Annotated in this window: 24 protein-coding genes; 4 read left to right on the forward strand and 20 right to left on the reverse strand. The window is 53.3% G+C overall.

Translation table 11 applies throughout. The annotated features are described in order from the left end of the window. Window positions 1-402: 402 nt before the first annotated feature. The 5 genes from ACFSOY_RS11475 to ACFSOY_RS11495 all read right to left on the reverse strand — a co-directional run bounded on the left by ACFSOY_RS11475 (window position 403) and on the right by ACFSOY_RS11495 (window position 4,457). Complete coding sequence (locus ACFSOY_RS11475) at window positions 403-2,418, reverse strand: molybdopterin-containing oxidoreductase family protein (RefSeq protein WP_386046701.1); 2,016 nt, start codon at window positions 2,416-2,418, stop codon at window positions 403-405. 1 nt (window position 2,419) lies between these two features. Then, window positions 2,420-2,623, reverse strand: a complete 204-nt coding sequence (locus ACFSOY_RS11480; RefSeq protein ID WP_386046703.1) for a DUF951 domain-containing protein — start codon at window positions 2,621-2,623, stop codon at window positions 2,420-2,422. 21 nt (window positions 2,624-2,644) lie between these two features. Continuing rightward, window positions 2,645-3,541 (reverse strand): mechanosensitive ion channel family protein, encoded by an 897-nt coding sequence (locus tag ACFSOY_RS11485; protein WP_386046705.1) that lies wholly within the window; start codon window positions 3,539-3,541, stop codon window positions 2,645-2,647. A 74-nt stretch (window positions 3,542-3,615) separates the two neighbouring features. Then, the gene (locus ACFSOY_RS11490) at window positions 3,616-3,873 is read right to left on the reverse strand and encodes a putative Se/S carrier protein (RefSeq protein ID WP_386046707.1); all 258 of its coding nucleotides are present in this window, start codon (window positions 3,871-3,873) and stop codon (window positions 3,616-3,618) included. Between the two features lie 5 nt (window positions 3,874-3,878). After that, window positions 3,879-4,457 (reverse strand): hypothetical protein, encoded by a 579-nt coding sequence (locus tag ACFSOY_RS11495; protein ID WP_386046709.1) that lies wholly within the window; start codon window positions 4,455-4,457, stop codon window positions 3,879-3,881. 147 nt (window positions 4,458-4,604) lie between these two features. Between ACFSOY_RS11495 and yyaC the strand changes: the two genes are divergently transcribed. Both yyaC and ACFSOY_RS11505 read left to right on the forward strand, forming a co-directional pair. Next, complete coding sequence (gene yyaC, locus ACFSOY_RS11500) at window positions 4,605-5,273, forward strand: spore protease YyaC (RefSeq protein ID WP_386046711.1); 669 nt, start codon at window positions 4,605-4,607, stop codon at window positions 5,271-5,273. Window positions 5,274-5,354: 81 nt separating this feature from the next. Beyond that, window positions 5,355-5,606 (forward strand): YkuS family protein, encoded by a 252-nt coding sequence (locus ACFSOY_RS11505; RefSeq protein WP_386046713.1) that lies wholly within the window; start codon window positions 5,355-5,357, stop codon window positions 5,604-5,606. Window positions 5,607-5,688: 82 nt separating this feature from the next. Here the strand turns inward: ACFSOY_RS11505 and ACFSOY_RS11510 are convergent, their stop codons facing one another. Next, entirely contained in the window at window positions 5,689-5,940 is a 252-nt protein-coding gene (locus ACFSOY_RS11510; protein ID WP_386046715.1) for a hypothetical protein, read from the reverse strand. A gap of 146 nt (window positions 5,941-6,086) precedes the next feature. Further along, window positions 6,087-6,494 (reverse strand): NUDIX hydrolase, encoded by a 408-nt coding sequence (locus tag ACFSOY_RS11515; RefSeq protein WP_386046717.1) that lies wholly within the window; start codon window positions 6,492-6,494, stop codon window positions 6,087-6,089. 69 nt (window positions 6,495-6,563) lie between these two features. On the opposite strand from ACFSOY_RS11515, the gene ACFSOY_RS11520 reads away from it, so the two are divergent. Next, the gene (locus ACFSOY_RS11520; protein WP_386046719.1) at window positions 6,564-6,830 is read left to right on the forward strand and encodes a hypothetical protein; all 267 of its coding nucleotides are present in this window, start codon (window positions 6,564-6,566) and stop codon (window positions 6,828-6,830) included. Between the two features lie 124 nt (window positions 6,831-6,954). Here the strand turns inward: ACFSOY_RS11520 and ACFSOY_RS11525 are convergent, their stop codons facing one another. The 13 genes from ACFSOY_RS11525 to rpmH form a co-directional block, all read right to left on the reverse strand. Further along, window positions 6,955-7,455, reverse strand: coding sequence for a DUF4446 family protein (locus ACFSOY_RS11525; protein ID WP_386046721.1), 501 nt, complete (start codon window positions 7,453-7,455; stop codon window positions 6,955-6,957). 606 nt (window positions 7,456-8,061) lie between these two features. Next, the gene (locus tag ACFSOY_RS11530) at window positions 8,062-9,201 is read right to left on the reverse strand and encodes an aminotransferase class V-fold PLP-dependent enzyme (RefSeq protein ID WP_386046723.1); all 1,140 of its coding nucleotides are present in this window, start codon (window positions 9,199-9,201) and stop codon (window positions 8,062-8,064) included. A gap of 138 nt (window positions 9,202-9,339) precedes the next feature. Further along, window positions 9,340-10,188 carry a ParB/RepB/Spo0J family partition protein gene (locus tag ACFSOY_RS11535; protein WP_386046725.1) on the reverse strand — a complete coding sequence of 283 codons (849 nt, stop codon included), beginning with the start codon at window positions 10,186-10,188 and terminating at the stop codon, window positions 9,340-9,342. Next, window positions 10,185-10,943 carry a ParA family protein gene (locus tag ACFSOY_RS11540; RefSeq protein ID WP_386046727.1) on the reverse strand — a complete coding sequence of 253 codons (759 nt, stop codon included), beginning with the start codon at window positions 10,941-10,943 and terminating at the stop codon, window positions 10,185-10,187. Before ACFSOY_RS11540 ends, ACFSOY_RS11535 begins: the two co-directional genes overlap by 4 nt. Window positions 10,944-11,081: 138 nt before the next feature. Next, entirely contained in the window at window positions 11,082-11,936 is an 855-nt protein-coding gene (gene noc, locus ACFSOY_RS11545) for a nucleoid occlusion protein (RefSeq protein WP_386046830.1), read from the reverse strand. A gap of 160 nt (window positions 11,937-12,096) precedes the next feature. Then, on the reverse strand, window positions 12,097-12,816 hold the full coding sequence (gene rsmG, locus ACFSOY_RS11550) for a 16S rRNA (guanine(527)-N(7))-methyltransferase RsmG (RefSeq protein ID WP_386046729.1): 720 nt from the start codon (window positions 12,814-12,816) through the stop codon (window positions 12,097-12,099). Further along, complete coding sequence (gene mnmG, locus ACFSOY_RS11555; protein WP_386046731.1) at window positions 12,809-14,695, reverse strand: tRNA uridine-5-carboxymethylaminomethyl(34) synthesis enzyme MnmG; 1,887 nt, start codon at window positions 14,693-14,695, stop codon at window positions 12,809-12,811. Before mnmG ends, rsmG begins: the two co-directional genes overlap by 8 nt. An 11-nt stretch (window positions 14,696-14,706) precedes the next feature. Continuing rightward, the gene (gene mnmE, locus ACFSOY_RS11560; RefSeq protein ID WP_386046733.1) at window positions 14,707-16,086 is read right to left on the reverse strand and encodes a tRNA uridine-5-carboxymethylaminomethyl(34) synthesis GTPase MnmE; all 1,380 of its coding nucleotides are present in this window, start codon (window positions 16,084-16,086) and stop codon (window positions 14,707-14,709) included. 176 nt (window positions 16,087-16,262) lie between these two features. After that, window positions 16,263-16,952, reverse strand: a complete 690-nt coding sequence (gene jag, locus ACFSOY_RS11565) for an RNA-binding cell elongation regulator Jag/EloR (RefSeq protein WP_386046735.1) — start codon at window positions 16,950-16,952, stop codon at window positions 16,263-16,265. Further along, a complete protein-coding gene (locus ACFSOY_RS11570; protein ID WP_386046737.1) occupies window positions 16,949-17,704 on the reverse strand; it encodes a YidC/Oxa1 family membrane protein insertase in 756 nt (251 codons plus the stop codon). Before ACFSOY_RS11570 ends, jag begins: the two co-directional genes overlap by 4 nt. A gap of 15 nt (window positions 17,705-17,719) precedes the next feature. Then, window positions 17,720-17,959, reverse strand: coding sequence for a membrane protein insertion efficiency factor YidD (gene yidD, locus ACFSOY_RS11575; RefSeq protein ID WP_386046738.1), 240 nt, complete (start codon window positions 17,957-17,959; stop codon window positions 17,720-17,722). A gap of 1 nt (window position 17,960) precedes the next feature. Continuing rightward, window positions 17,961-18,377, reverse strand: a complete 417-nt coding sequence (rnpA, locus tag ACFSOY_RS11580; protein WP_386046740.1) for a ribonuclease P protein component — start codon at window positions 18,375-18,377, stop codon at window positions 17,961-17,963. Between the two features lie 88 nt (window positions 18,378-18,465). Further along, window positions 18,466-18,600: a 50S ribosomal protein L34 gene (rpmH, locus tag ACFSOY_RS11585; RefSeq protein WP_386046742.1), complete on the reverse strand. Its 135-nt coding sequence runs from the start codon at window positions 18,598-18,600 to the stop codon at window positions 18,466-18,468. 552 nt (window positions 18,601-19,152) lie between these two features. Here rpmH and dnaA point away from each other — a divergent pair. Next, the gene (dnaA, locus tag ACFSOY_RS11590) at window positions 19,153-20,517 is read left to right on the forward strand and encodes a chromosomal replication initiator protein DnaA (protein WP_386046743.1); all 1,365 of its coding nucleotides are present in this window, start codon (window positions 19,153-19,155) and stop codon (window positions 20,515-20,517) included. Window positions 20,518-20,569 lie beyond the last annotated feature (52 nt).

Below are 20,569 nucleotides of genomic sequence, written 5' to 3' on the forward strand. Positions count from 1 at the left end.
ACACACGTTCTTTAAGCTACAAAAATAAGAACAAACGTTCCTGTTTTTGTAGCCTTTTTCAACCTTCCAGAACTGCTCAGCCAGACAACCAAGAATTCCATTGCCAATAGAAACCCACAAGATGCAACCCATCGCCTCCCGCAAATCCGATACACAACCATTTCAGATTGGGGCTCTCCGTCGAGGAGCAAGACATGATCAACTGAAACATTTCGATCGACCGCCCAGACTCAAGCACATGACTGCGTCCCAACTGTGATCATACGTTCCATATCCAAATATATGCTCCACTCGATGCGCTCGATCCATCAACTATGCATTGGCAGTCCCCAACATTTCCTCCCCATACATTTTGACAACATAAAAAGACTCTTCCCCATTCCTGGAGAAGAGTCATCACGCTCAAGACATTTTTTCAATTTGTACCAAACAGTCGTACTGTGCCGAGCCGATGCCCAAGTCGCTCCGGCGGTTTGAAGTCAATCGGTTGAGCGCCGTTCCTCTGTTGCCCCACCAGCCTTCTTCAATCTTGACCGTGCGCTTGTGCTGCCCCGAGACGATCTTTGCGTTTCCGAGCACTTCACCGCGGTCGTTGTACACCCGCACCAGATCACCATCCTGCACCCCGACCTGTTGCGCCACCAACGAGGAGATTTCCACGATCGGGCGCTCTGGCATCTTCAACACATGATAATGCTGCGAATTCAACGAACGCCGCGGATGGATCGTCAGCAGGTGATACGGATAAAGCTTGGCCCGCTCTCGATCCCGGCGCGGACTTTCCACCGGCTCCTCATAGATCGGAATGGCAGAGGCGCCCTCCGCTTCTGCCAGCGCAGAGGAAAACTCATACTTGCCAGATGGGGTTCCGAAGCGATAATCGGACCACGCCACAGGCTCCTGGTGGGCCTGTAGCACGCTTTTTTCCTGTAAGAGCTCACGGGTGATACCCGCTTCCGCAAGCGGCGCCATCGCCTCGTTCATCCACGTGTGCAGATCATGTCCGAACTGCTCGCCAAAGCCCAGCTCTTCCGCCAATCCCTGAAAGACCATCCAGTCTGGTCTCGTCTCCCCTTGCGGCTCAACCACGCGGTTGACATAGGCGAGGTAGGAGTGCCACATCGAGGAATACATGATGTCCTCTTCCTCAAACACGGTCGTGCAGGGCAAAAAGTAATCGGCGATCTCCCCGGTGTCATGCATGAACATGTCGACCACCACTTTGCATGGGATCGACTCGTACGCCTCTAGCGTCTTCCCCGTCTCTGGCAGCTGGGCAACAGGATTGGAACGCGTGACGAACAGCACGCGAACGGGATGATCCGTCTGTTGCGCCTGCAAGACCTCATCCGCCTGCGTGATCTTGGTGAACGCCCGATACTCGCTTCGCGCCTCCGGTTTCATCATCGCCTGATAGTCGAAGCGATGCACCTGATTGGCATAGTGAACCCCGCCGCCTGAACGACCGACCTGACCGCTCATCGCCGTCAGCGCATCGATCAGTCGAATCGTGTTGCCTCCGTTCGCGTAGCGCTGCAGCCCAAGGCCTAAGAGCGTCGCGACCGCCCGCCCCGATCCATAGCGCTCCGCCAGCCAGCGAATGTCTTCAGCTGGCACATCTGTCACTTCGGCAGCCATCTCCACCGTCCAGGTCTGCACATACTCTTCGAACGCAGGGAAACCGACCGCATGCTCCGCTACGAACTGTCGATCGACCAGCCCCGTCTGAACCAGATGGCAGGCCATGCCCAGCGCCAGCGCCCCATCCGTCCCCGGTCGCGGTTGAAGCTGCCGCACCGCCTTGCTGCTCAAGTCGGTCATCAGCGGATCGATGATCACCAGCTCTGCCCCACGATTCATCGCCGTTTTTAAAAAGGGCATCATGTGCATGTTCGTCACCGATACGTTGCGCCCCCAGACGACGATCGTATCCGTATGGTCTGCCAGATCGTACGGATCATGGCTCTTGCCGAAGCCAAAATCATATTTTTGCGCTTCTAATCCTGCTCCCCAACAGATCGAGCCGATCGTATCGGTAAACCCGCCAAACAGGTTAAAAAAGCGCGCCTCCAAGTTTTTCAACAACCCGGACGATCCGTAATCATAATGATGCATCACCGCAGTCGGGCCGAACTCCTGACGCGCCTGCCGCATCTGCTCAGCAATCTCTCGCAACGCCTGTTCCCAAGAGACAGCCTGCCAGGCGCCCTCCACCTTTTTCAGCGGCGTCAACACCCGCTCTGGATGATAGAGACGATCGACCAGCTTCCGACCTTTGATGCAGAGTGAGCCAAGCGTGATCGGATGATCCGGATCTCCCTCCACCTTGATCAGCTTGCCATCTTCCACATGAGCGATCATGCCACAGCAATCCCAACAATCGAGCGGGCAGGCGGTGCGAATCGTCTTCACCGCCATCTTAGGAGTCGCTCCCTTTCCTCCGCAACACTTTGCGCAGATTCCGTTCAAAGTCGCGCCGGGGAATCATGACAGATCGCCCACAATTGACACATTTCATGCGTATGTCCATGCCCATGCGAATCACTTCCCACTCATTTGCACCACAGGGATGGCCTTTCTTCATCTGTACAACATCCCCCAGCTCAAACTGTTTCGCCTCCATCGCGCCTCTCTCCTCAACCGATCAGTTTCCTGCTGCCGCTTTCTTCTCATCCACTTCTGCTTGTCCTGGAAACAATGCAACTTGCTTTGGATAAGGAATCTCAATGCCTTCTTTGATAAATGCTTTCATGATCTCGTGCCGCAAGATGCGACCGACACCATAATGCTCCATCGGCTTGCAGTCGAGCGTCATCCGCACCACCGCATTCGATGGACCGAACGTCTGCACGCCGAGCACCTGCGGCTCACCGACAACATTTTCATTCTCCAGCTGTACCTGAACGCCAACCGCTTTGAGCACTTCATACACACGCTGTAAATCTTCTTCAAAAGCGACCGATATATCGACAACTGCCAAAGAATTCGTCTTCGAGTAGTTGGTTACCTGCATGATCTGCGAATTGGGGATGATGTGGATCTCGCCCGTGTAGGCGCGCACTTTTGTGATTCTGAGGCCCACCTCTTCCACATTCCCGCGGATTTGCAAATTGGTGTTGACCATCACATTATCACCGACGCCAAACTGGTCTTCAAAGATGATAAAGAAGCCTGTGATCACATCTTTCACCAAGCTCTGGGCGCCAAACCCGATCGCCAGACCGGCCACGCCTGCACCTGCCACCAGCGTCGTCACATTCACCCCGATGTTGGACAAAACGGTCAGCACAGCTAAGAAGTATACCACGTACCGCAAAATGTTTATCAGCAGTGCGATGATCGTCTTTCCACGCCGTTCGTCCATGCGCATCGTCCGGTGGGACAGCACTCGCTCAATCATGATCCGTCCAAAATTCATCAGGACTTTTGCTGCGACCAGAATCAGGACGATCTTGAACACAATCCATCCCAATCCGATCCAAAAGTCGGAAGTCCCCAGCTTATCGAGCAACTCGGTAATCGCTAATTTGATCTTGTCCATCTTATCCTCCTGCGTGAAATCCCTTGTTGTCTTCCTGATCCTTGCTCAAATCGCGGTGCGTTTGGGATAGGAGATCAGATTGACTCATATCGATCATCGAGCGGCTTAAAGTATCCTCGAATCACAATTTCTTTCTCGGTCAGTACCTCTTGTACGCGCTGAAAGTCTTGCGGGAAAAAATCGATCGAAAGCGCACATCCGGCTGTCACCGACTTCGGGGTCGGACGAATGTCGATATCCAAACCTGCACCTTCCAACTCCGCTTCTGCTCGCAGCGCATGATGCGTGGAGTCGAACGCTACCAGCCAATATTCGAAGGCCACTTCCTCCATCTCCTCTACCAAAAAATAAACCGATACAAGGCGTGAACAAAGAGTGACTCCATCAGACCTTCATCGAGCCACTGCATGCCTTGTAGCCAACAGATCAAACCGAACAGGCTGACCAGATAGGTGGAGAGCGTAAGCCCGATGCCTAGCCCCATCACACTGCCGAATACGGGTGAACGCCACATCCCATGCGCATCTCTCCATAGTGTCTCATAGACGCGCAAGATCATTTGCATTCCGACAAAGACCGCCCCACTCATCAACCCGAGCAAAAAAAGTTCGAAAAAACGCTCAACAACTGCCGGTGCGTGCGTGTTGAAACCCTGTAACACCGCTTGTGTCGATTCCAATTCTAAAAAACCGTTCGAATAGGGAGATGTTTTCACCAGATGTCCTGCCATCCACTTGGCCAGCCCGAAACTCCAGCCTTCATCGAACAACACTTTTTTTAAATAGGGGATCGACAGCGTGATCACCACAAGCGGCATGACCAAAGCTAACGCGTCGATACAGGTGCGTAAAAAACCGCGCTTCCAGCCGAAATAGGCGCACCACACGATCACGACCAACAACAGCAAATCAACCATCCGCTTCTCCTCCGCTCCCTTATCCATCGTTCTCTTCTCAGGGTATGTCCTCGGAGGAGCGCATAGGACATGCGTTTCGCAGCACGGTATAAAGCTGCTACCAATCGCATATACTAGTAAAACCTATGAACTGCGGAGGAGAGCCAGATGTTCAAACAAAATGTCTCTCGAATTGCGGAAACTCCCTACAAAGTTGACCATACAAGCGCAGAAGCAGCAAAATCCCTTGCGGAACGGCTCATCAATGCCGTACATCAGCAAAGTGGCGAGCGCCATGTGGTGATCGTCTGCATTGGCACAGATCGCTCAACAGGAGATGCACTTGGCCCGCTTGTCGGCTCCAAGTTGAGTGGACGTTTGGCAACTGAGCGTGCTGCCGTATACGGAACGCTCGATGCTCCCGTTCATGCTGTCAACCTTAAAGATACCATACAAGAGATTGAAATGAAGTACCGCAACCCGTATGTAATTGCAGTTGATGCTTGCTTGGGACAACTATCCTCTGTCGGCATGGTCACGCTTGCGCAGGGCCCTTTAAAGCCGGGAGCGGGCGTGAATAAAGTGCTGCCTGAGGTCGGCCATATCCACATCACCGGCATTGTCAATGTCGGGGGGTTTATGGAATATTTCGTATTACAAAACACGCGTCTGTCGGTCGTGATGAAAATGGCCGATTGTATCGCCGATGCGCTGACCGAGACGCTCTGCCAATTTCCCGCACGACCTCTTGCCGATTTGGCAGCTCTGCAAAGTCAGCAGCCTAGCAAGCACCCGCTGGTCAACAGGCTGAACAATCTGTTCGGTTTAAATCGCTGACTCGGTGTATAGCAGTTCCCCACTTCCCTCATACTAACTTTGATTGTTTCGATCAAAGTGTTCTGAGAGGAGGTTTTCTAAATGAACAACAAGCGAGTGGCTGTAGAGCCCAATCTGGACAACGTGCGTGACTATCTGAGCCAAGAGGGATATGATTGTTGCGATTTGGACGCAGAAAATCTGGCAGGGCAAGAGCTTTCGGCTGTTGTCATCTCTGGGACCGACCAAAATGTGATGGGGATGTCCGAAGCGGCCTGTCAAGCGCCTGTCATCAACGCACACGGCATGCGCCCAGAAGAAGTGGCACAGCGTATTCAAAACTCTGCTCAATAGCGTTTAGAATCAAAAACATCCTGGCTTCTCTGCCAGGATGTTTTTCTACATGTTTCACGTGAAACATTGCTGCCATCAAGTTCTATTTTAAATACTTTGTCCGCAAAAACAAAAACATCCAAATCGCTCCAAGGCTGATAAATGCCATCCCAAATGCGGCCGAATCACGACTGACAATATCCCCTAATCCCCAGAAGATAAAAAACAATCCGGTAAACAGCTCGCGCAATCTCATAAAGCGGAGATTGGTGCGATTGCGAAATGCCAACACGACAAACGTTAAAGCTCCCAATGCGGACAGCACCATCAATAGATCGATCAACTTCCCTAACATGCCGAGCTCCCCTTCCGATCCATCCAATCTTTCCCCATTATACTACAAGTTGCACTCGATCCACCAACCCTCCCCCATTCTCTCCGGTCAGGTTTCTCGCCTTGCAATCGGGGATCAGCGTCAGGTTTCGATCAACCTAAATTCAATCAGGACTCAAGTAGAAAAGGGTGTTTCTGCTCATCAAGGCAATGCGCAAGCCGATGTTTGATATGCTCCATTGCGATCATTTCCAACGCTTCTTCAATCGTGAAATAGCCGACTTCGACGCTCTCTTCGCTTGTTGTCAAGGTACCACCGATCGGTTTGCCGAGGAAGATATGATTGCAGATATTCCGACTGACGATCTGGTGGACACCACAATATTTTGTTAGTTCAGCTTCAATCCCACTCTCTTCTCGCACTTCACGCACCGCAGCATGTCGCAACGTTTCACCCGCTTCAACTTTCCCACCTGGTAGTTCCCAGCCTCTGTTCGGATCTTTGATCAGGAGAACTTTGCGATCATCCGTCATGACGACAACCTCGGCTGAAACGATATGGATAGATTGTCCCATCCGACTCCCTCCTTTTTCTTTGTAATTGGATCGAATTCTCGGCATCTGCTCGCGGGGAGGTCTTTGGCTTTGGCTTTGGCTTTGGCTTTGGCTTTGGCTTTGGCTTTGGCTTTGGCTTTGGCTTTGGCTTTGGCTTTGGCTTTGGCTTTGGCTTTGGCTTTGGCTTTGGCTTTGGCTTTGGCTTTGGCTTTGGCTTTGGGCTTTGGCTTTGGCTTTGGTTCTGTTGAGCCACCATTTTCTCTAACACCCCCTGTGTTCCCTACGTTGGGTAATGCCAGATCAGGTATATGTATGAGCAAAAACCACGGCATACTTCTGCTGCTCTTTACAGTTTGAGTTAAGCAGCTATACGATAGTCGCCACATTTGATTCTTTTTTCGAAATGAGTAATTGCGCCTCTCCCCATGTGCGCAGAGAATCGAGAGAAAAAAAGCTCCGCCTAAGCGGAGCTGGAGCCATTCTATTTCATCTTATCTAGTGCGATCTGTATCGCTTCCATCTCTTCATCACTCAGAGGATAGGTCGATGCACCCGCGACGATCGGCTTTGCATAGGAACGAGATTCCTCACGACCAAAGATCGACGAGAACACCACTCCGTCCCCGTCTCGGTTGAGCACAGCGATACTAAAGCTCAGATCGCTACCAGCGCCCGGAAAAGCGTTGTATCGAACAATGCCAACCGGCCCACACGAAATCTGCAAGTCCTGTGCCTGCTTGTTCTGGGTCGCTCGCACTTGATGAACCGTTTCCTCCATCGCATGCACATCTTGCGCATATTGGAATAGCATCTCTTCCAAGTTAGCTCCCTGCGTGCCCTTCATCAACTCGCGATACCGCTTCTGCACCTTACGCAGCCGAATCGACTGAATGATAAATACAAGTAGCAGTAGGATTAGAAGTCCGAATACCAACGCCATCACCGCGTCGATGTTCGCAATCAACCACTCTTTCGGCTCCATACCCTTTAGTCCCTCCTCGTCAACCTCAACAACCGCAACATTAGCAAAATATGGGCATTACTGCTATTTTAGCATAGCTTTTCCTGCCTACACGAGAGCTTTGCCGATACTTTTACGGTGCCCTGCAATAGCCAATACATGGCCGCCAAATAAAGCCATGCATATGGGAGAAGCCTGCGTCCACCAAAGACACGGAACTGTTTCCCCATCGCTTCGTTCCGCTTCGTTCCGCTTCGTTCCGCTTCGTTCCGCTTCGTTCCGCTTCGTTCCGCTTTGTTCCGCTTTGTTCCGCTTTGTTCCGCTTCGTTCCGCTTCGTTCCGCTTCGTTCCGCTTCGTTCCGCTTCGTTCCGCTTCGTTCCGCTTCGTTCCGCTTCGTTCCGCTTCGTTCCGCTTCGTTCCGCTTTGTATCGCTTTGTATCGCTTTGTATCGCTTTGTATCGCTTTGTATCGCTTTGTATCGCTTTGTATCGCTTTGTATCGCTTTGTATCGCTTTGTATCGCTTTGTATCGCTTTGTATCGCTTTGTATCGCTTTGTTCCGCTTTGTACCGCTTTGTACCGCTTTGTAACGCTTTGTTCCCTCTATCCCGTCCCGTCCGACGCCGATCAACCCGCGATCTCGGCGACCGCCTGAATCAGCGCCTCGACCTCTTGCTCCGTGTTAAACCAGCCGAGAGAGGCTCTGACAGCCCCCTGTTCCACCGTTCCGATCGTCTCATGAGCTACGGGGGCACAATGCAGGCCGGAACGCACACAGATCTGATAATTGCGGTCCAAAATAAAGCCGATCTCATGCGATTCGAACCCTTCGACGGTGAAGGAGATGATCGGCACTCGTGGTTCTCCCAATGCTGGCCCATATACGGTTACACCAGGAATCGCTTCGAGCCCCTTCTGCAGCAGAAAGGCTAAGCGCTCCTCATGCTCCCGTATCTTTTCCAAGCCGATGCTTTCGATAAAAGAAATACCTGCCAACAGCCCAGCGATCCCGACCGTATTGCGGGTGCCCGCTTCATAGCGATCTGGACGCGTGCTCGGCATCTCCAACAGCTCCGAATAGCCGCCCGTTCCCCCGTGCATAAACGGGTCAAGATCGATCTCAGGATGGAGATACAGGCCACCTGTCCCCTGCGGGCCGTAAAGGCTCTTATGACCGGTAAAGGCGAGCATCCCGATGTTCATCTCTTCAACATCGATCGAGTATACGCCAGCCGTCTGACACACATCGACCAGCAGGACGATGTTGTGCTCCTTGGCGATCGCTCCGATCTCGGCGATCGGCACGAGCGTACCGGTGAGATTCGATCCATGTGTGACAACGATCAGCTTCGTGTTTTCTTGGATCGCCTCGCGGATCGATTCTGGAGAGATGAGCCCGCTCCCATCCCCTTGCACATAGGTAAGTTCAACTCCACGCTCACGTCGAACATATTCGAGCGGACGACGCACCGAATTGTGTTCGATCATCGTCGTAATCGCATGATCCCCTTGTTTTAGGTAGCCTAAGATCCCCATGTTTAAAGCTTCTGTCGCATTTTGTGTAAAAATGATGTTGTCTGGGTTCTTCACGCCAAACAAACCTGCCACTTTGCGCCGTGCCTCAAAAATAACTCGCGATGCTTTCATCGAAAGCTGATGACTTCCTCGTCCCGGATTGGCCGCATACTCTCGCAAACATTCTTCCATCTTCGCCAGCACTTCGGTCGGCTTGGGCCAGGAACTTGCCGCATTATCCAAATAGATCATCTCGACCTAACCCCCTTCCAATCGAAATCGAATCGAAGCTTTTGCACAACAGCCCTGCAAAACACGGAAAGCGGAACACCTCCTTATGACAGATCATCAGATGATCCGTATCGGAAGGTTCCGCTATCTAAGTGCCGATTAAGAATCTTGCAACAAGCTCAAGATGCGTTCCAAGTCTTCTGTCGAGAAGTAATCGATCTCAATCTTGCCCCGCTTCTTCCCCTGCACAATCTTCACGCCTGTGCCCAAACGGGTACGGAACTCTTCTTCATACTGCTTCAAGATCGGATTCGGTTTTGCCACCTTTTTGGTTTCGCGCTGTGCCATCGTTTGCAAACGATTGACCAGATGCTCCACCTGACGGACCGACAGCTCCTCATCGATCGCCTTTTCTGCCAATGCGATTTGCTGCTTCTTATCGGTCAGCCCGAGCAGCGCTCGCGCATGGCCCATCGACAATGTTCCACGTGAAACATGTTCCCGAATCTCGCTCGGCAGATTCAACAGGCGCAACATGTTGGCCACATGGGAACGGGATTGTCCGACCTTTTTCGCCAGTACATCCTGCTTCAGGTCGAACTTTTCCATCAGGCTCTGATAGGCTTCTGCTACTTCGATCGGGTTGAGATCTTCACGTTGCAAGTTCTCGATCAGCGCGATCTCGTTCATCTGCCGATCGGTAAAGTCGCGGACAACCACCGGCACTTCGTCCAGACCGGCCAGCTTGGCTGCCCGCAAACGGCGTTCCCCCGCCACAACTTCGTAACCGCGGACAGACGCGCGGACGATCAACGGTTGAATGATGCCATGCTCGCGGATCGAGCTGGACAGCTCCTCGATCTTCTCGTCGTCAAAAACACGCCGCGGCTGATACGGATTGGGACGCAGGTCTGCCACCAGAGCGGTGGAAACCGATTCTTCCCCTTTGGGATTGGAATTGAAGATCGCTTCTAATCCCCGTCCGAGACCACCTGAACGTTTGTTCATGCTCCGACCACTTCCTTTGCGAGTTCCAGATACACTTCTGCACCTCGTGAGCGCGGGTCATACTGGATGATCGACTGGCCGTGTGATGGCGCCTCGCCCAACCGCACATTGCGGGGGATGACAGTGCTGTACACCTTTTCGCGGAAATATTTCTTGACCTCTTCGATCACTTGCAGGCCAAGGTTGGTCCGCGCATCGAGCATCGTCAACAAAACGCCTTCGATTTCCAAAGCGGTGTTCAGATGCTTTTGAACCATGCGAATCGTGTTCAAAAGCTGGCTCAACCCCTCCAGCGCATAATATTCACACTGGATCGGGATCAAAACAGAATCGGACGCGGTCAGCGCATTGACCGTCAACAATCCCAGCGAAGGGGGGCAGTCGATCAACATGTAATCATATTGCGACTTGAGCGGCAGCAGCGCTTGACGCAACCGCACTTCCCGCGACATGGTCGGCACCAGCTCAATCTCCGCCCCGGCCAGTTGGATCGTCGCCGGAAGAATTTTTAAGTTGGGTACTGCTGTATCGGTGACCGCTTCGCTCGCGTTCACTTCGTTAATCAACACATCGTAAATATCGTAGCGCACGTCCGCTTTATTAATCCCTACCCCAGAGGTAGTGTTCCCCTGCGGGTCGATATCGATCAAGAGCACGCGCTTGCCAAGGCTGGCCAGACATGCACCAAGGTTCACCGATGTCGTGGTTTTGCCCACGCCACCCTTTTGATTCGCCACTGCGATGACTCTCGCCATGAGCATCACCTTCTTTCAAAACATTAAGACGCACCCTTCATTTTACAAGATAAAGAGGAAAAAGGGTAGCATGCAAAAAGCAGGCTTATCGCCTGCTAGAATAATTTTTCGATATAACGAGGAATTGGTCATGAATGCTTACGATTTCGATTTCGGAACACGAATGATAAATTGATAGTATTCTTCGTGATCCTCTTCTTCTTTTTCGCAGGTGATCCCGCTCTGGACGATCATGTCGAGCGACTGACGAATCGTGTTGACCGCAAGGCGAACATCGCGCGAAAAGGAGATCTTCCGCGGTTTCTTCGCTGGCACTTGCGCTTCGAGCAAACTCTTGACACGAATCTCCGTCTGCTTGACGTTCAACTCTTTTTCGATGATCTCTTGCAGAACTTTTAGTTGCAGCTCCTCTTGCCCAAGCGCAAGCAAGGCTCGCGCATGCCGCTCCGAAACCTTCCTCCCCATCAGCGCCTCTTGCACTTCCTGTGGGAGGTTCAGCAAACGAAGCTTGTTGGCAATGGTCGATTGCCCTTTGCCAAGCCGTTGGGCCAAGCTTTCTTGGGTCAGGCCATGCAACTCCAACAACTGTTGATATGCAACCGCTTCTTCGATCGCAGTCAGCCCTTCGCGCTGCAAGTTCTCGATCAACGCGACAGAAGCCGCTTGCGAATCGTTCAATTCGCGGACGATCGTCGGAATGGTATCGAAGCCGAGCTTCGTACAAGCACGCCATCGGCGCTCCCCTGCGATCAGCTCATATCGATCGCCGACTTTTCGAACGACGATCGGTTGAATCATCCCGTGGGTGCGGATTGTCTGCGCTAACTCATCGATGCGTTCATCGTCAAAAATCGTTCTCGGCTGATAGGGGCTGGAAACGATCTGGTCAATCGGAACCTGCTGCACCTCTTCTTGAGCAGCATCTCGACCGGGCACCGCAGTCATCGCTTCCCGATCACCCAGACCGAAAATACGTGACAATTGCTCTTTCACCAACGAATTCACCCACCTACTCCTAATACATCGCACTGCTAGTTGGTTACATGTGAACTTCCATGAAGATTTTCAAAAACCTACTTCGTCAAACCTGTAGAAATTTCCTGCTTTTCGCCCGCAAACCGCAAATCTTCCTACGATTTTACAAAAGCTGACGTTAGAGCGGACTTTTGGACGGAGTGCCCGCTTTGCGCGGATATTGCTTCGGCGTCTTCTTGATCTTTTCCACCACGATGATGTTGCGCTGACCGCCTTCCACGGGAAGCGTCGTCGTCACCACTTCGACCACGCGCCCGCCCAATACTTCCAGCGCCTTTTTCGCCTCTGCCACCTCGTTGTCCGCATCTGGCCCCTTCATCGCAAAAAAGTGCCCTCCTACCTTCACATAGGGCAGGCAGAGCTCCAGCAGCACGTTCAAGCGAGCGACCGCCCTCGCTGTCACTTGATCAAATTGCTCGCGCCACTTGCCCGGCTGGGCGAAATCTTCCGCGCGCCCATGCACAGCTTGGAAATTGTTTACAGACAGCGCTTCCGCAAGCTGGTTTAAGAACCCGATCCGCTTGTTCAGCGAATCGAGCACCGTCACCTGCAGCGCAGGAGCTGCGATCAGCACTGGCAAAGAGGGGAAGCCTGCCCCCGCTCCCACATCGAGCAGCGTTCCGCTCTGTTGAAAGCTTTTCACAGATAGCAAGGTCATCGAGTCATAAAAATGCTTCACATAGACGCCTTGCTCGTCTGTGATCGCCGTCAAGTTCATCTTCTCATTCCACTCGACCAGCCATTTGAAGTAGGTTTCATACTGGGCAAGCTGTTGCTCCGCCAGGGAAAACCCCATCTGTTCCACTTCGCGAACAAAAAGCTGCTGCACCTCACGCATTGGCGACACTCCTCTTCCCGTGCGTTTCTAAATAGACCATCAGGATCGAGATGTCTGCCGGATTGACGCCAGAAATCCGCGACGCTTGCCCGATCGAACGCGGGCGAATCCTGCTCATCTTCTCGCGCGATTCGGAGGAGAGCCCTTTGATCACACCGTAGTCGAGATCTTCTGGAATCAGCTTTTGCTCCAGCTTCTTCTGTTTTTCGATCTGTTGATACGACTTTTCGATATAGCCCGCATACTTGGTCTGAATCTCGATTTGCTCCTTCACTTCCGGGTGCAAGTCCTCTGGCGATGGCTTGAGCGCCGACAGCACCCCATAGGACACTTCAGGACGTCGCAAAAGCTGTTCCAAAGAGGCGGCATCGGCGATCGGTGCCGAGCCGAGCTCGCTCAACTTCGGGTTGATCTCCTCCGCTTTCAGGCGAGTGGTGCGCATCCGACCTTTTTCCCGCTCGATCGCCTCTTTTTTCTTCAAGAAGCGAGCAAACCGCTCGTCAGACAGCAAGCCGATCTTGTGCCCGATCTCCATCAAGCGCAGGTCGGCGTTGTCGTTGCGCAGAATCAGGCGATATTCGGCGCGGGAGGTCAACAGGCGGTACGGCTCGTTCGTCCCCTTCGTCACCAGATCGTCGATCATCACGGCGATGTATGCATCGGATCGATCGAGGATCAGCGGATCGCGGTCGCGCGCGAACTGTGCCGCGTTGATCCCTGCGATCAGCCCTTGCCCAGCCGCTTCCTCATAGCCGGACGTGCCGTTGATCTGGCCTGCGGTGAACAGGCCTTGCACCTCTTTGGTCATCAGGCTCAGCTGCAGTTGTGTCGGGACGATCGCATCATACTCGATCGCATAGCCTGGACGCATCATCTCCGCCCGCTCCATGCCTTTGATCGTGCGCAGCATCCGCAGCTGCACCTCTTCGGGCAAGGAGGTGGAGAGCCCTTGCACATAATACTCGGCCGTATCGCGCCCCTCCGGCTCCAAGAAGATCTGGTGGGAGGGACGCTCGGCAAAGCGGACGATCTTATCTTCGATCGACGGGCAATAGCGCGGCCCCGTTCCCTCGATCACGCCGGAGAACATCGGCGATCGATGCAGGTTTTCCTGAATCACCGCATGCGTGTGCTCATTCGTATAGGTCAACCAGCAGGGCAGCTGCTGGCGCGGTTCGACCTGATCAGAAAACTGAAAGTGATAGAACTCCTCATCGCCCGGCTGAATCTCACATTGGGAAAAATCGATCGAATCGCGATGCACGCGCGGTGGCGTCCCCGTTTTAAACCGGGCCAGTTGGAAGCCGTGGTCGAGCAGCGAATCGGTCAGTTTCAAGGAGGGCAGTTGTCCGCTCGGCCCGCCTTGGTATTGCACTTCCCCCATGATGATCTTTCCGCGCAGGTAGGTGCCGGTGGTCACCACCACAGCGGGCGCCTTATAGGTCGCCCCCGTGTGGGTGACCACCCCTGTGATCCGGCCATCTTCTGACAGCAGCTCATCGACCATGCCTTGGCGCAAGGTCAAGTTGTTCGTCGCTTCGACCGTCTCTTTCATCTTCTGTGCGTAATAGAACTTGTCAGCCTGCGCGCGCAGCGCGTGAACGGCCGGCCCCTTGCCCGTGTTGAGCAAGCGCATCTGCAGATAGGTCAGGTCGGTGTTGCGGCCCATCTCTCCGCCCAGCGCGTCGATCTCCCGCACCACGTTCCCCTTTGCCGGTCCCCCGACAGACGGATTGCACGGCATGTAGGCGACCGTATCCAACGAGATCGTCAAGAGCAGCGTTTTGCAGCCGAGGCGTGCAGCGGCGAGCGCCGCCTCACAGCCTGCATGGCCTGCGCCGATGACGATCACCTGATAGTCTCCAGCATGATACCTCATGATGTTCCCTCCTATTTCCCCAAGCAGAATTGCGAGAATATCTGATCGAGCAAGTCGTCGCCGACCGCTTCGCCGATCACTTCGCCGAGCGACATCCAGCAGTTTTTCACATCGACAGCCACCAGGTCGAGCGTCATGCCCAGCTCTGCCGACTGGATCGCCTCCAGCATCTCCCGCCTGCCCTTTTCCAGCAGCGCCACATGGCGCGCGTTCGATACGTACGTGCCCTCTTTCCCTTCGATCCCACCGGACAGAAACAGCTCTTCAACAGCCGCTTCCAGCTGTTCGAGCCCTTCTCCTGTGGCGACAGACGTTTCCACGATCTGCATGCCCTCGGCCAGCTGACGCAGCTCTTGGAGCTCAACGCGGCGGGGCAGATCCAATTTGTTTTGAATCAGGATCGTCGGATAGTGCCTCACCGCAGCGAGCAACTCCTGATCCACCGCTTCCAGCGGACGGGAAGCGTCGACCATGAAGAGCACCAGATCAGCCTGATTCATCGCCGACCGCGAGCGCTCGACACCGATTTTTTCGACCACATCTTCCGTCTCGCGAATGCCCGCCGTGTCGATGATGTTCAGCGGAATGCCGCGCAGGGAGATCATCTCCTCCAAGATGTCCCGGGTGGTGCCCGGAATGTCGGTGACGATCGCCCGATTGCTTCTGGAGAGCGCGTTGAGCAGCGAAGATTTGCCGACGTTCGGCTTGCCGATGATCACCGTCTTCAGCCCTTCGCGCAAAATTTTGCCCGTCGTAGCGCCAGCCAACAGCCTGTCGATCTCCGCCGCCACCTGACGACCCTCGGCGATCACATGCTGTGTGGTCACATCCTCCACATCGTGCTCCGGATAGTCGATCGTCACCTCGATATGGGCCATCATCTCGACCATCTTCTGGCGCAGCGACCTGATCTTTCCGGAAAGCTGACCTTCCACCTGGCTCATCGCGAGCTTCATCGCCATGTCTGTCTTCGAGCGGATGACATCGATCACCGCCTCCGCCTGCGACAGGTCGATCCGACCGCTTAAAAAAGCTCGCTTGGTAAACTCGCCCGGCTCAGCCAAACGCGCGCCGTGGTTCAACACCAGCCGCAATACCCGCTGAACGGCGACGATGCCACCATGCCCTTGAATCTCCACCACATGTTCGCCCGTATAGGTGCGCGGCGCATGCAACACCGCACAAAAAACTTCATCCACAGCCTCGCCAGTTTCCGGGTCGACAATATGCCCGTAGTTAAAAGTATGGCTATCCACAGCGGTCAATCGCTGTCTGCCGCGGTAGATTTTATCCACAATCGGGATTGCTTCGCTGCCAGAGACGCGAATGATCGCAATGCTGCCTTCTCCCAGCGCGGTCGCAATCGCCGCAACCGTATCAAAATGGTTCATGCAGTTCTCTCCCAACCTATCCACTTTCCGTTTAGCTTGCCCGTTCAAAACCATGTGCATAACCATTCTATCATAGCTCACCAAAAGCTCAAAAACTATCCACATGTGGATAGAAAACATAAAAAAAGCGCCTCATGGTTTATCCACAAGGCGCTTCTCGATTCGTTTTGATAGCGTTAAGATCGATGTTTGGAAGGAGTACGCCGCCCACCTCTGTCGCGTGACTTTTCGCCGCTTCGCTCTTTTGGCGAGATCACCACTTTGCGATAGGGTTCTTCGCCGTGCGAAAAGGTGACCACGTCGGGGCGGTTTTGCAAAAAGGTATGAATGATCTTGCGCTCAGTGGGCGACATCGGCTCAAGCAAGATCTCGCGCTTTTGCAACAGCGCTTTGTTCGCCAAGCGATCTGCCAAGCGCTCCAGCGTCTCTTTTCGGCGCAAGCGGTAATCCTGAGCGTCGAGCACGATCCGTAAAAAGCGCTCGCTGTGCTTGTTGGCGACCAGGTTGACCAGGTATTGCAGCGCATCGAGCGTCGTCCCACGGCGGCCGATCACGATGCCGATCGACTCTCCGGACATTTGAATCATGTACTGCGTGTCGCTCTCCTGCTCCACCGCGATGGTGACATCCTGCACACCCATCGTCTGCAGAACTTCGCTGAGAAACTTTTTCGTCTCTTCGATCGGATCGAGCGGCAGCGTTTCCACTTCCACCTCTGCATCGCGAACGCCGAAGAGTCCTAAAAACCCTCGGCGCGGCTGTTTCAAAACGATTACGTTTACGCGATCACGGGAGACGCCTAACTTTTTTAGAGCCAGCTCGGTTGCTAGATCAACCGTTTTACCCGTTGTGATCACTTTTTTCATTTCTTCTTGCCCCCAGCGGTCGCTTCTGGAGCGTTCGGTGCTTTAATGCCTTTGGTGAAGTAAGTCTGGACGATCGTCAGCACGTTGGAGAAAATCCAGTACAGGCCGAGCGCCGCTGGGAATTGCCAAGTGAAGAAACCGATCATCAACGGCATGATCATCAGCATCATCTTCGTGTTCGCATCGTTGTTGACCATCGACATCTTCGATTGGATGTAGGTGGTGCCAGCTGCGAGCACCGCGAGGATGATGTTCTCGATCGACTGTGTGCTCGAAAGCAACAGAATGCCCAAGAACTCATGCTCTTTCAGCGCGTGGTTGGTGTTGATCGCCTGATACAGCGCCAAGAGGATCGGCATCTGAACGAGGATCGGGAAGCAGCCGGCCAGCGGGTTGGCATTGTACTGTTGGAACAGCTTCATCGTCTCTTGGTTGATCATCTGCTTGTCGTTCTTGTACTTCTCGCGAATCTTGGTCAGTTCGGGCGAGAGCTGCTGCATGACCTTTGTATAGCGGATCTGTTTGATCATCAGCGGAAGCGTGATCAGGCGGACGATCAACGTCACGATCAGAATCGCGATTCCGTAGTCTGTGGTCAACTCGTAGAAGTAGTCGAGTCCGTCCGAAACCAGACCGACAAATTTACCCCAAAAGCCGCTTCGGTCGAGCGTGCCGTCAGCAGTTGTGCCACAACCGGTCATCAGAACGGCGAGCAGCACCAGGGTGACAGGAATTTTCAATCGTTGCAACAAGCTGAGTTCCCCTCCTTAATGAGAGCAATCGTGATCTATGTAAGGCTCAGGCACCGGGTCAAAACCCCCGGGATGCCAAGGACCGCATTTGATGATTCGTTTACAGGTGAGGAGCAGGCCGCGAACGGCTCCGTGAGTTTGGACAGCCTGTAGGCCGTATTGGGAGCAAGTCGGGTAAAACCGACATGTAGGCGGTTTCAGTGGAGAGATGAATTTCTGATAGAAGCGAAAGAGCAGCAAAAGCGCTCGTTTCATCTTATTGAACACCTTTCTTCCGCTCGCCTTGCTTGTCCACGACTCGCCGGTTCGGCGGGCCGGGCTTGCGGTTCTGACCCTCCGGTCGATCGATGTTGCGCAACAGGTGTTGCACGTTTTGCAGCATCTTCTCGAAATTGAGGTCTGACGCAGATGGGCGGGCGATCACGACCAGATCGTAACTTTCGACGATCTGTTCGCGGTTCGCGCGAAACGCCTCTCGCAGCAGCCGCTTCACGCGGTTTCTCATCACCGCCTTGCCGACCTTCTTGCTGACGGAGAAACCGACGCGGAACGTGTCGCAGTTCCGATTTTTTAAATAATAGATGACGAGATAGCGGTTGGCGAAAGATTGTCCATGATGAAAGACGCGCTGAAAGTCTCGCTTATCTGTCAATCGGTGCTCTTTTTGTAGCATGAACCTGGCCCCCATTCCATCTCCTAGTATACGGAAGCAAGGGTGCCGTTTAACCGCCTTTTATGTAAAAAGGCCACGAGACGTGGCCTTATGCGGACAGAACCTTTCTTCCTTTGCGACGACGTGCAGCCAGAACGCGACGGCCATTCTTAGTCGCCATGCGTGCACGGAAACCATGAACTTTCTTGCGCTTGCGTACGTTCGGTTGGAAAGTACGTTTCATCGATCTACACCTCCCTATCGAACTTTCTATCTGAATGAAAGAAAGCCTTCAGTAGACAATTTACCTCGTAATTATAGCGGAGTTCGCAGATGATTGCAAGGTACGTTCCGAAAGCGAGCAAAGGAAATGGTTGGTCAAAGCCTGTGGAAAACTTTTTCGACGCGAAAAATACTTTTCGACAGCTCTTCAACAGCATTATCCACAATCCACATCGCTGTGAATGAATCTGATTGCGTACTGTTCTCGATGTGGATAAGTTTGAAAAAGTCCGTTGTCATCAGGGTTTCATTTCTGATATGATGGAGGAGCTTGTCCGTGGATAACATTTTGGAATCCACACACTTACTAACAGGTGTGGATAACTCTGTGGATTATTATCCTCAGATGTGGATGCTTTGTCCCCAATCATGGGGACAACAATGTGCATCATCCAACAAACTACGGAACAAATCGACACTGTACGCCTCATTTATTATCCACAATACTTGTTGGTAATCGCAAGCGACTGTGGATTTTTCTTTTTGTATTTTTTTTGGGGAGGTTCCTGACTTCATGGATCGGCAAGCTTTAGACCTGTGGCAGAAGACGACGGCCACCTTGGAGACGCGGCTTTCCAAGCCGAGCTTTGAGACCTGGTTCAAATCGACGCAGCCCGTCTCCTATGAGAACAATATGCTGATTGTCTCCGTGCCGAACGAATTTTCCCGCGACTGGCTGGAATCTCGTTACTCGGCCATCATCAAGGAAACTCTCACCGCCATCACGAGGCAAGAAGTGACGGTCAAGTTTGTCATCCCGCAAGTTTTTGATGAATCCCTCTATGAAAATTCACCAAAAGCTGCGCCGCCAAACACGCCCGAGCCTCAAGGAGAAGAGTTTCCCGAGTTCGTCCCTTCGGCGCTCAACCCGAAGTATCTGTTCGACACGTTCGTCATCGGGGCGGGCAACCGCTTTGCGCACGCAGCTTCCCTCGCGGTCGCCGAAGCTCCAGCCAAAGCTTACAATCCCCTCTTCATCTATGGGGGCGTAGGGCTTGGCAAAACGCACTTGATGCACGCGATCGGCCACTATGTGCTCGATCACAACCCGCAGGCCAAAGTGGTCTACATCTCTTCCGAAAAGTTCACCAACGAGTTCATCAACGCCATTCGCGACAACAAGACGGTCGATTTCCGCAACAAATACCGCAATGTGGACGTGCTCCTAATTGACGATATTCAATTCCTCGCCGGAAAAGAACAGACCCAGGAGGAATTTTTCCATACGTTTAATTCTCTGCACGAAGAGAACAAGCAGATCATCATCTCCTCCGACCGTCCACCCAAGGAGATCCCGACGCTTGAGGACCGCTTGCGCTCGCGCTTCGAATGGGGTTTGATCACCGACGTCCAACCGCCCGACTACGAGACGAGGATTGCGATCCTTCGCAAGAAGGCCAAGGCGGAGGCGCTCGACATTCCAAGCGAAGTGATCACGCACATCGCCAACAAGATCGACACGAACATTCGCGAGCTGGAGGGCGCCCTGATCCGCGTGGTCGCCTATTCTTCGCTGATCAACCGCGACCTGTCGGCAGAGCTTGCGATGGAGGCGCTGAAGGATATCATTCCGTCGAACAAGCCGAAGCAGGTCACCATCGCCGACATCCAGCGCGTCGTCGGCGAGCACTTTGACATGAAGCTCGATGATTTTAAAGCGAAGAAACGCACGAAAGCGATCGCCTACCCGCGGCAGATCGCCATGTACTTGGCTCGCGAGCTAACCGATTTTTCTCTGCCGAAGATCGGCGACGAATTTGGCGGTCGCGACCACACGACGGTCATCCATGCGCACGAGAAGATCTTGAAGGAGCTTCAGGTCGATTATTCGCTGCGCCAGACGATCGAAACGCTGAAAGAAAAGCTTGGCCACAATTAAGAGTTGGGGATAACAATTGTGACTAAGCTGTGAATAAGTACACAGTCCAAAA

Origin of the sequence: Tumebacillus lipolyticus (assembly GCF_042682745.1) — a bacterium.
GTDB lineage: Bacteria > Bacillota > Bacilli > Tumebacillales > Tumebacillaceae > Tumebacillus_A > Tumebacillus_A lipolyticus.

Coding starts and splice junctions, on each gene's coding strand:
- ACFSOY_RS11475 (WP_386046701.1), bottom strand. CDS start 2,418: ATGGCGGTGAAGACGATTCGCACCGCCTGCCCGCTCGATTGTTGGGAT.
- ACFSOY_RS11480 (WP_386046703.1), bottom strand. CDS start 2,623: ATGGAGGCGAAACAGTTTGAGCTGGGGGATGTTGTACAGATGAAGAAA.
- ACFSOY_RS11485 (WP_386046705.1), bottom strand. CDS start 3,541: ATGGACAAGATCAAATTAGCGATTACCGAGTTGCTCGATAAGCTGGGG.
- ACFSOY_RS11490 (WP_386046707.1), bottom strand. CDS start 3,873: ATGGAGGAAGTGGCCTTCGAATATTGGCTGGTAGCGTTCGACTCCACG.
- ACFSOY_RS11495 (WP_386046709.1), bottom strand. CDS start 4,457: ATGGTTGATTTGCTGTTGTTGGTCGTGATCGTGTGGTGCGCCTATTTC.
- yyaC (WP_386046711.1), top strand. CDS start 4,605: ATGTTCAAACAAAATGTCTCTCGAATTGCGGAAACTCCCTACAAAGTT.
- ACFSOY_RS11505 (WP_386046713.1), top strand. CDS start 5,355: ATGAACAACAAGCGAGTGGCTGTAGAGCCCAATCTGGACAACGTGCGT.
- ACFSOY_RS11510 (WP_386046715.1), bottom strand. CDS start 5,940: ATGTTAGGGAAGTTGATCGATCTATTGATGGTGCTGTCCGCATTGGGA.
- ACFSOY_RS11515 (WP_386046717.1), bottom strand. CDS start 6,494: ATGGGACAATCTATCCATATCGTTTCAGCCGAGGTTGTCGTCATGACG.
- ACFSOY_RS11525 (WP_386046721.1), bottom strand. CDS start 7,455: ATGGAGCCGAAAGAGTGGTTGATTGCGAACATCGACGCGGTGATGGCG.
- ACFSOY_RS11530 (WP_386046723.1), bottom strand. CDS start 9,201: ATGATCTATTTGGATAATGCGGCAAGTTCCTGGCCCAAGCCGACCGAA.
- ACFSOY_RS11535 (WP_386046725.1), bottom strand. CDS start 10,188: ATGAACAAACGTTCAGGTGGTCTCGGACGGGGATTAGAAGCGATCTTC.
- ACFSOY_RS11540 (WP_386046727.1), bottom strand. CDS start 10,943: ATGGCGAGAGTCATCGCAGTGGCGAATCAAAAGGGTGGCGTGGGCAAA.
- rsmG (WP_386046729.1), bottom strand. CDS start 12,816: ATGCGTGAGGTGCAGCAGCTTTTTGTTCGCGAAGTGGAACAGATGGGG.
- mnmG (WP_386046731.1), bottom strand. CDS start 14,695: ATGAGGTATCATGCTGGAGACTATCAGGTGATCGTCATCGGCGCAGGC.
- mnmE (WP_386046733.1), bottom strand. CDS start 16,086: ATGAACCATTTTGATACGGTTGCGGCGATTGCGACCGCGCTGGGAGAA.
- jag (WP_386046735.1), bottom strand. CDS start 16,952: ATGAAAAAAGTGATCACAACGGGTAAAACGGTTGATCTAGCAACCGAG.
- yidD (WP_386046738.1), bottom strand. CDS start 17,959: ATGAAACGAGCGCTTTTGCTGCTCTTTCGCTTCTATCAGAAATTCATC.
- rnpA (WP_386046740.1), bottom strand. CDS start 18,377: ATGCTACAAAAAGAGCACCGATTGACAGATAAGCGAGACTTTCAGCGC.
- rpmH (WP_386046742.1), bottom strand. CDS start 18,600: ATGAAACGTACTTTCCAACCGAACGTACGCAAGCGCAAGAAAGTTCAT.
- dnaA (WP_386046743.1), top strand. CDS start 19,153: ATGGATCGGCAAGCTTTAGACCTGTGGCAGAAGACGACGGCCACCTTG.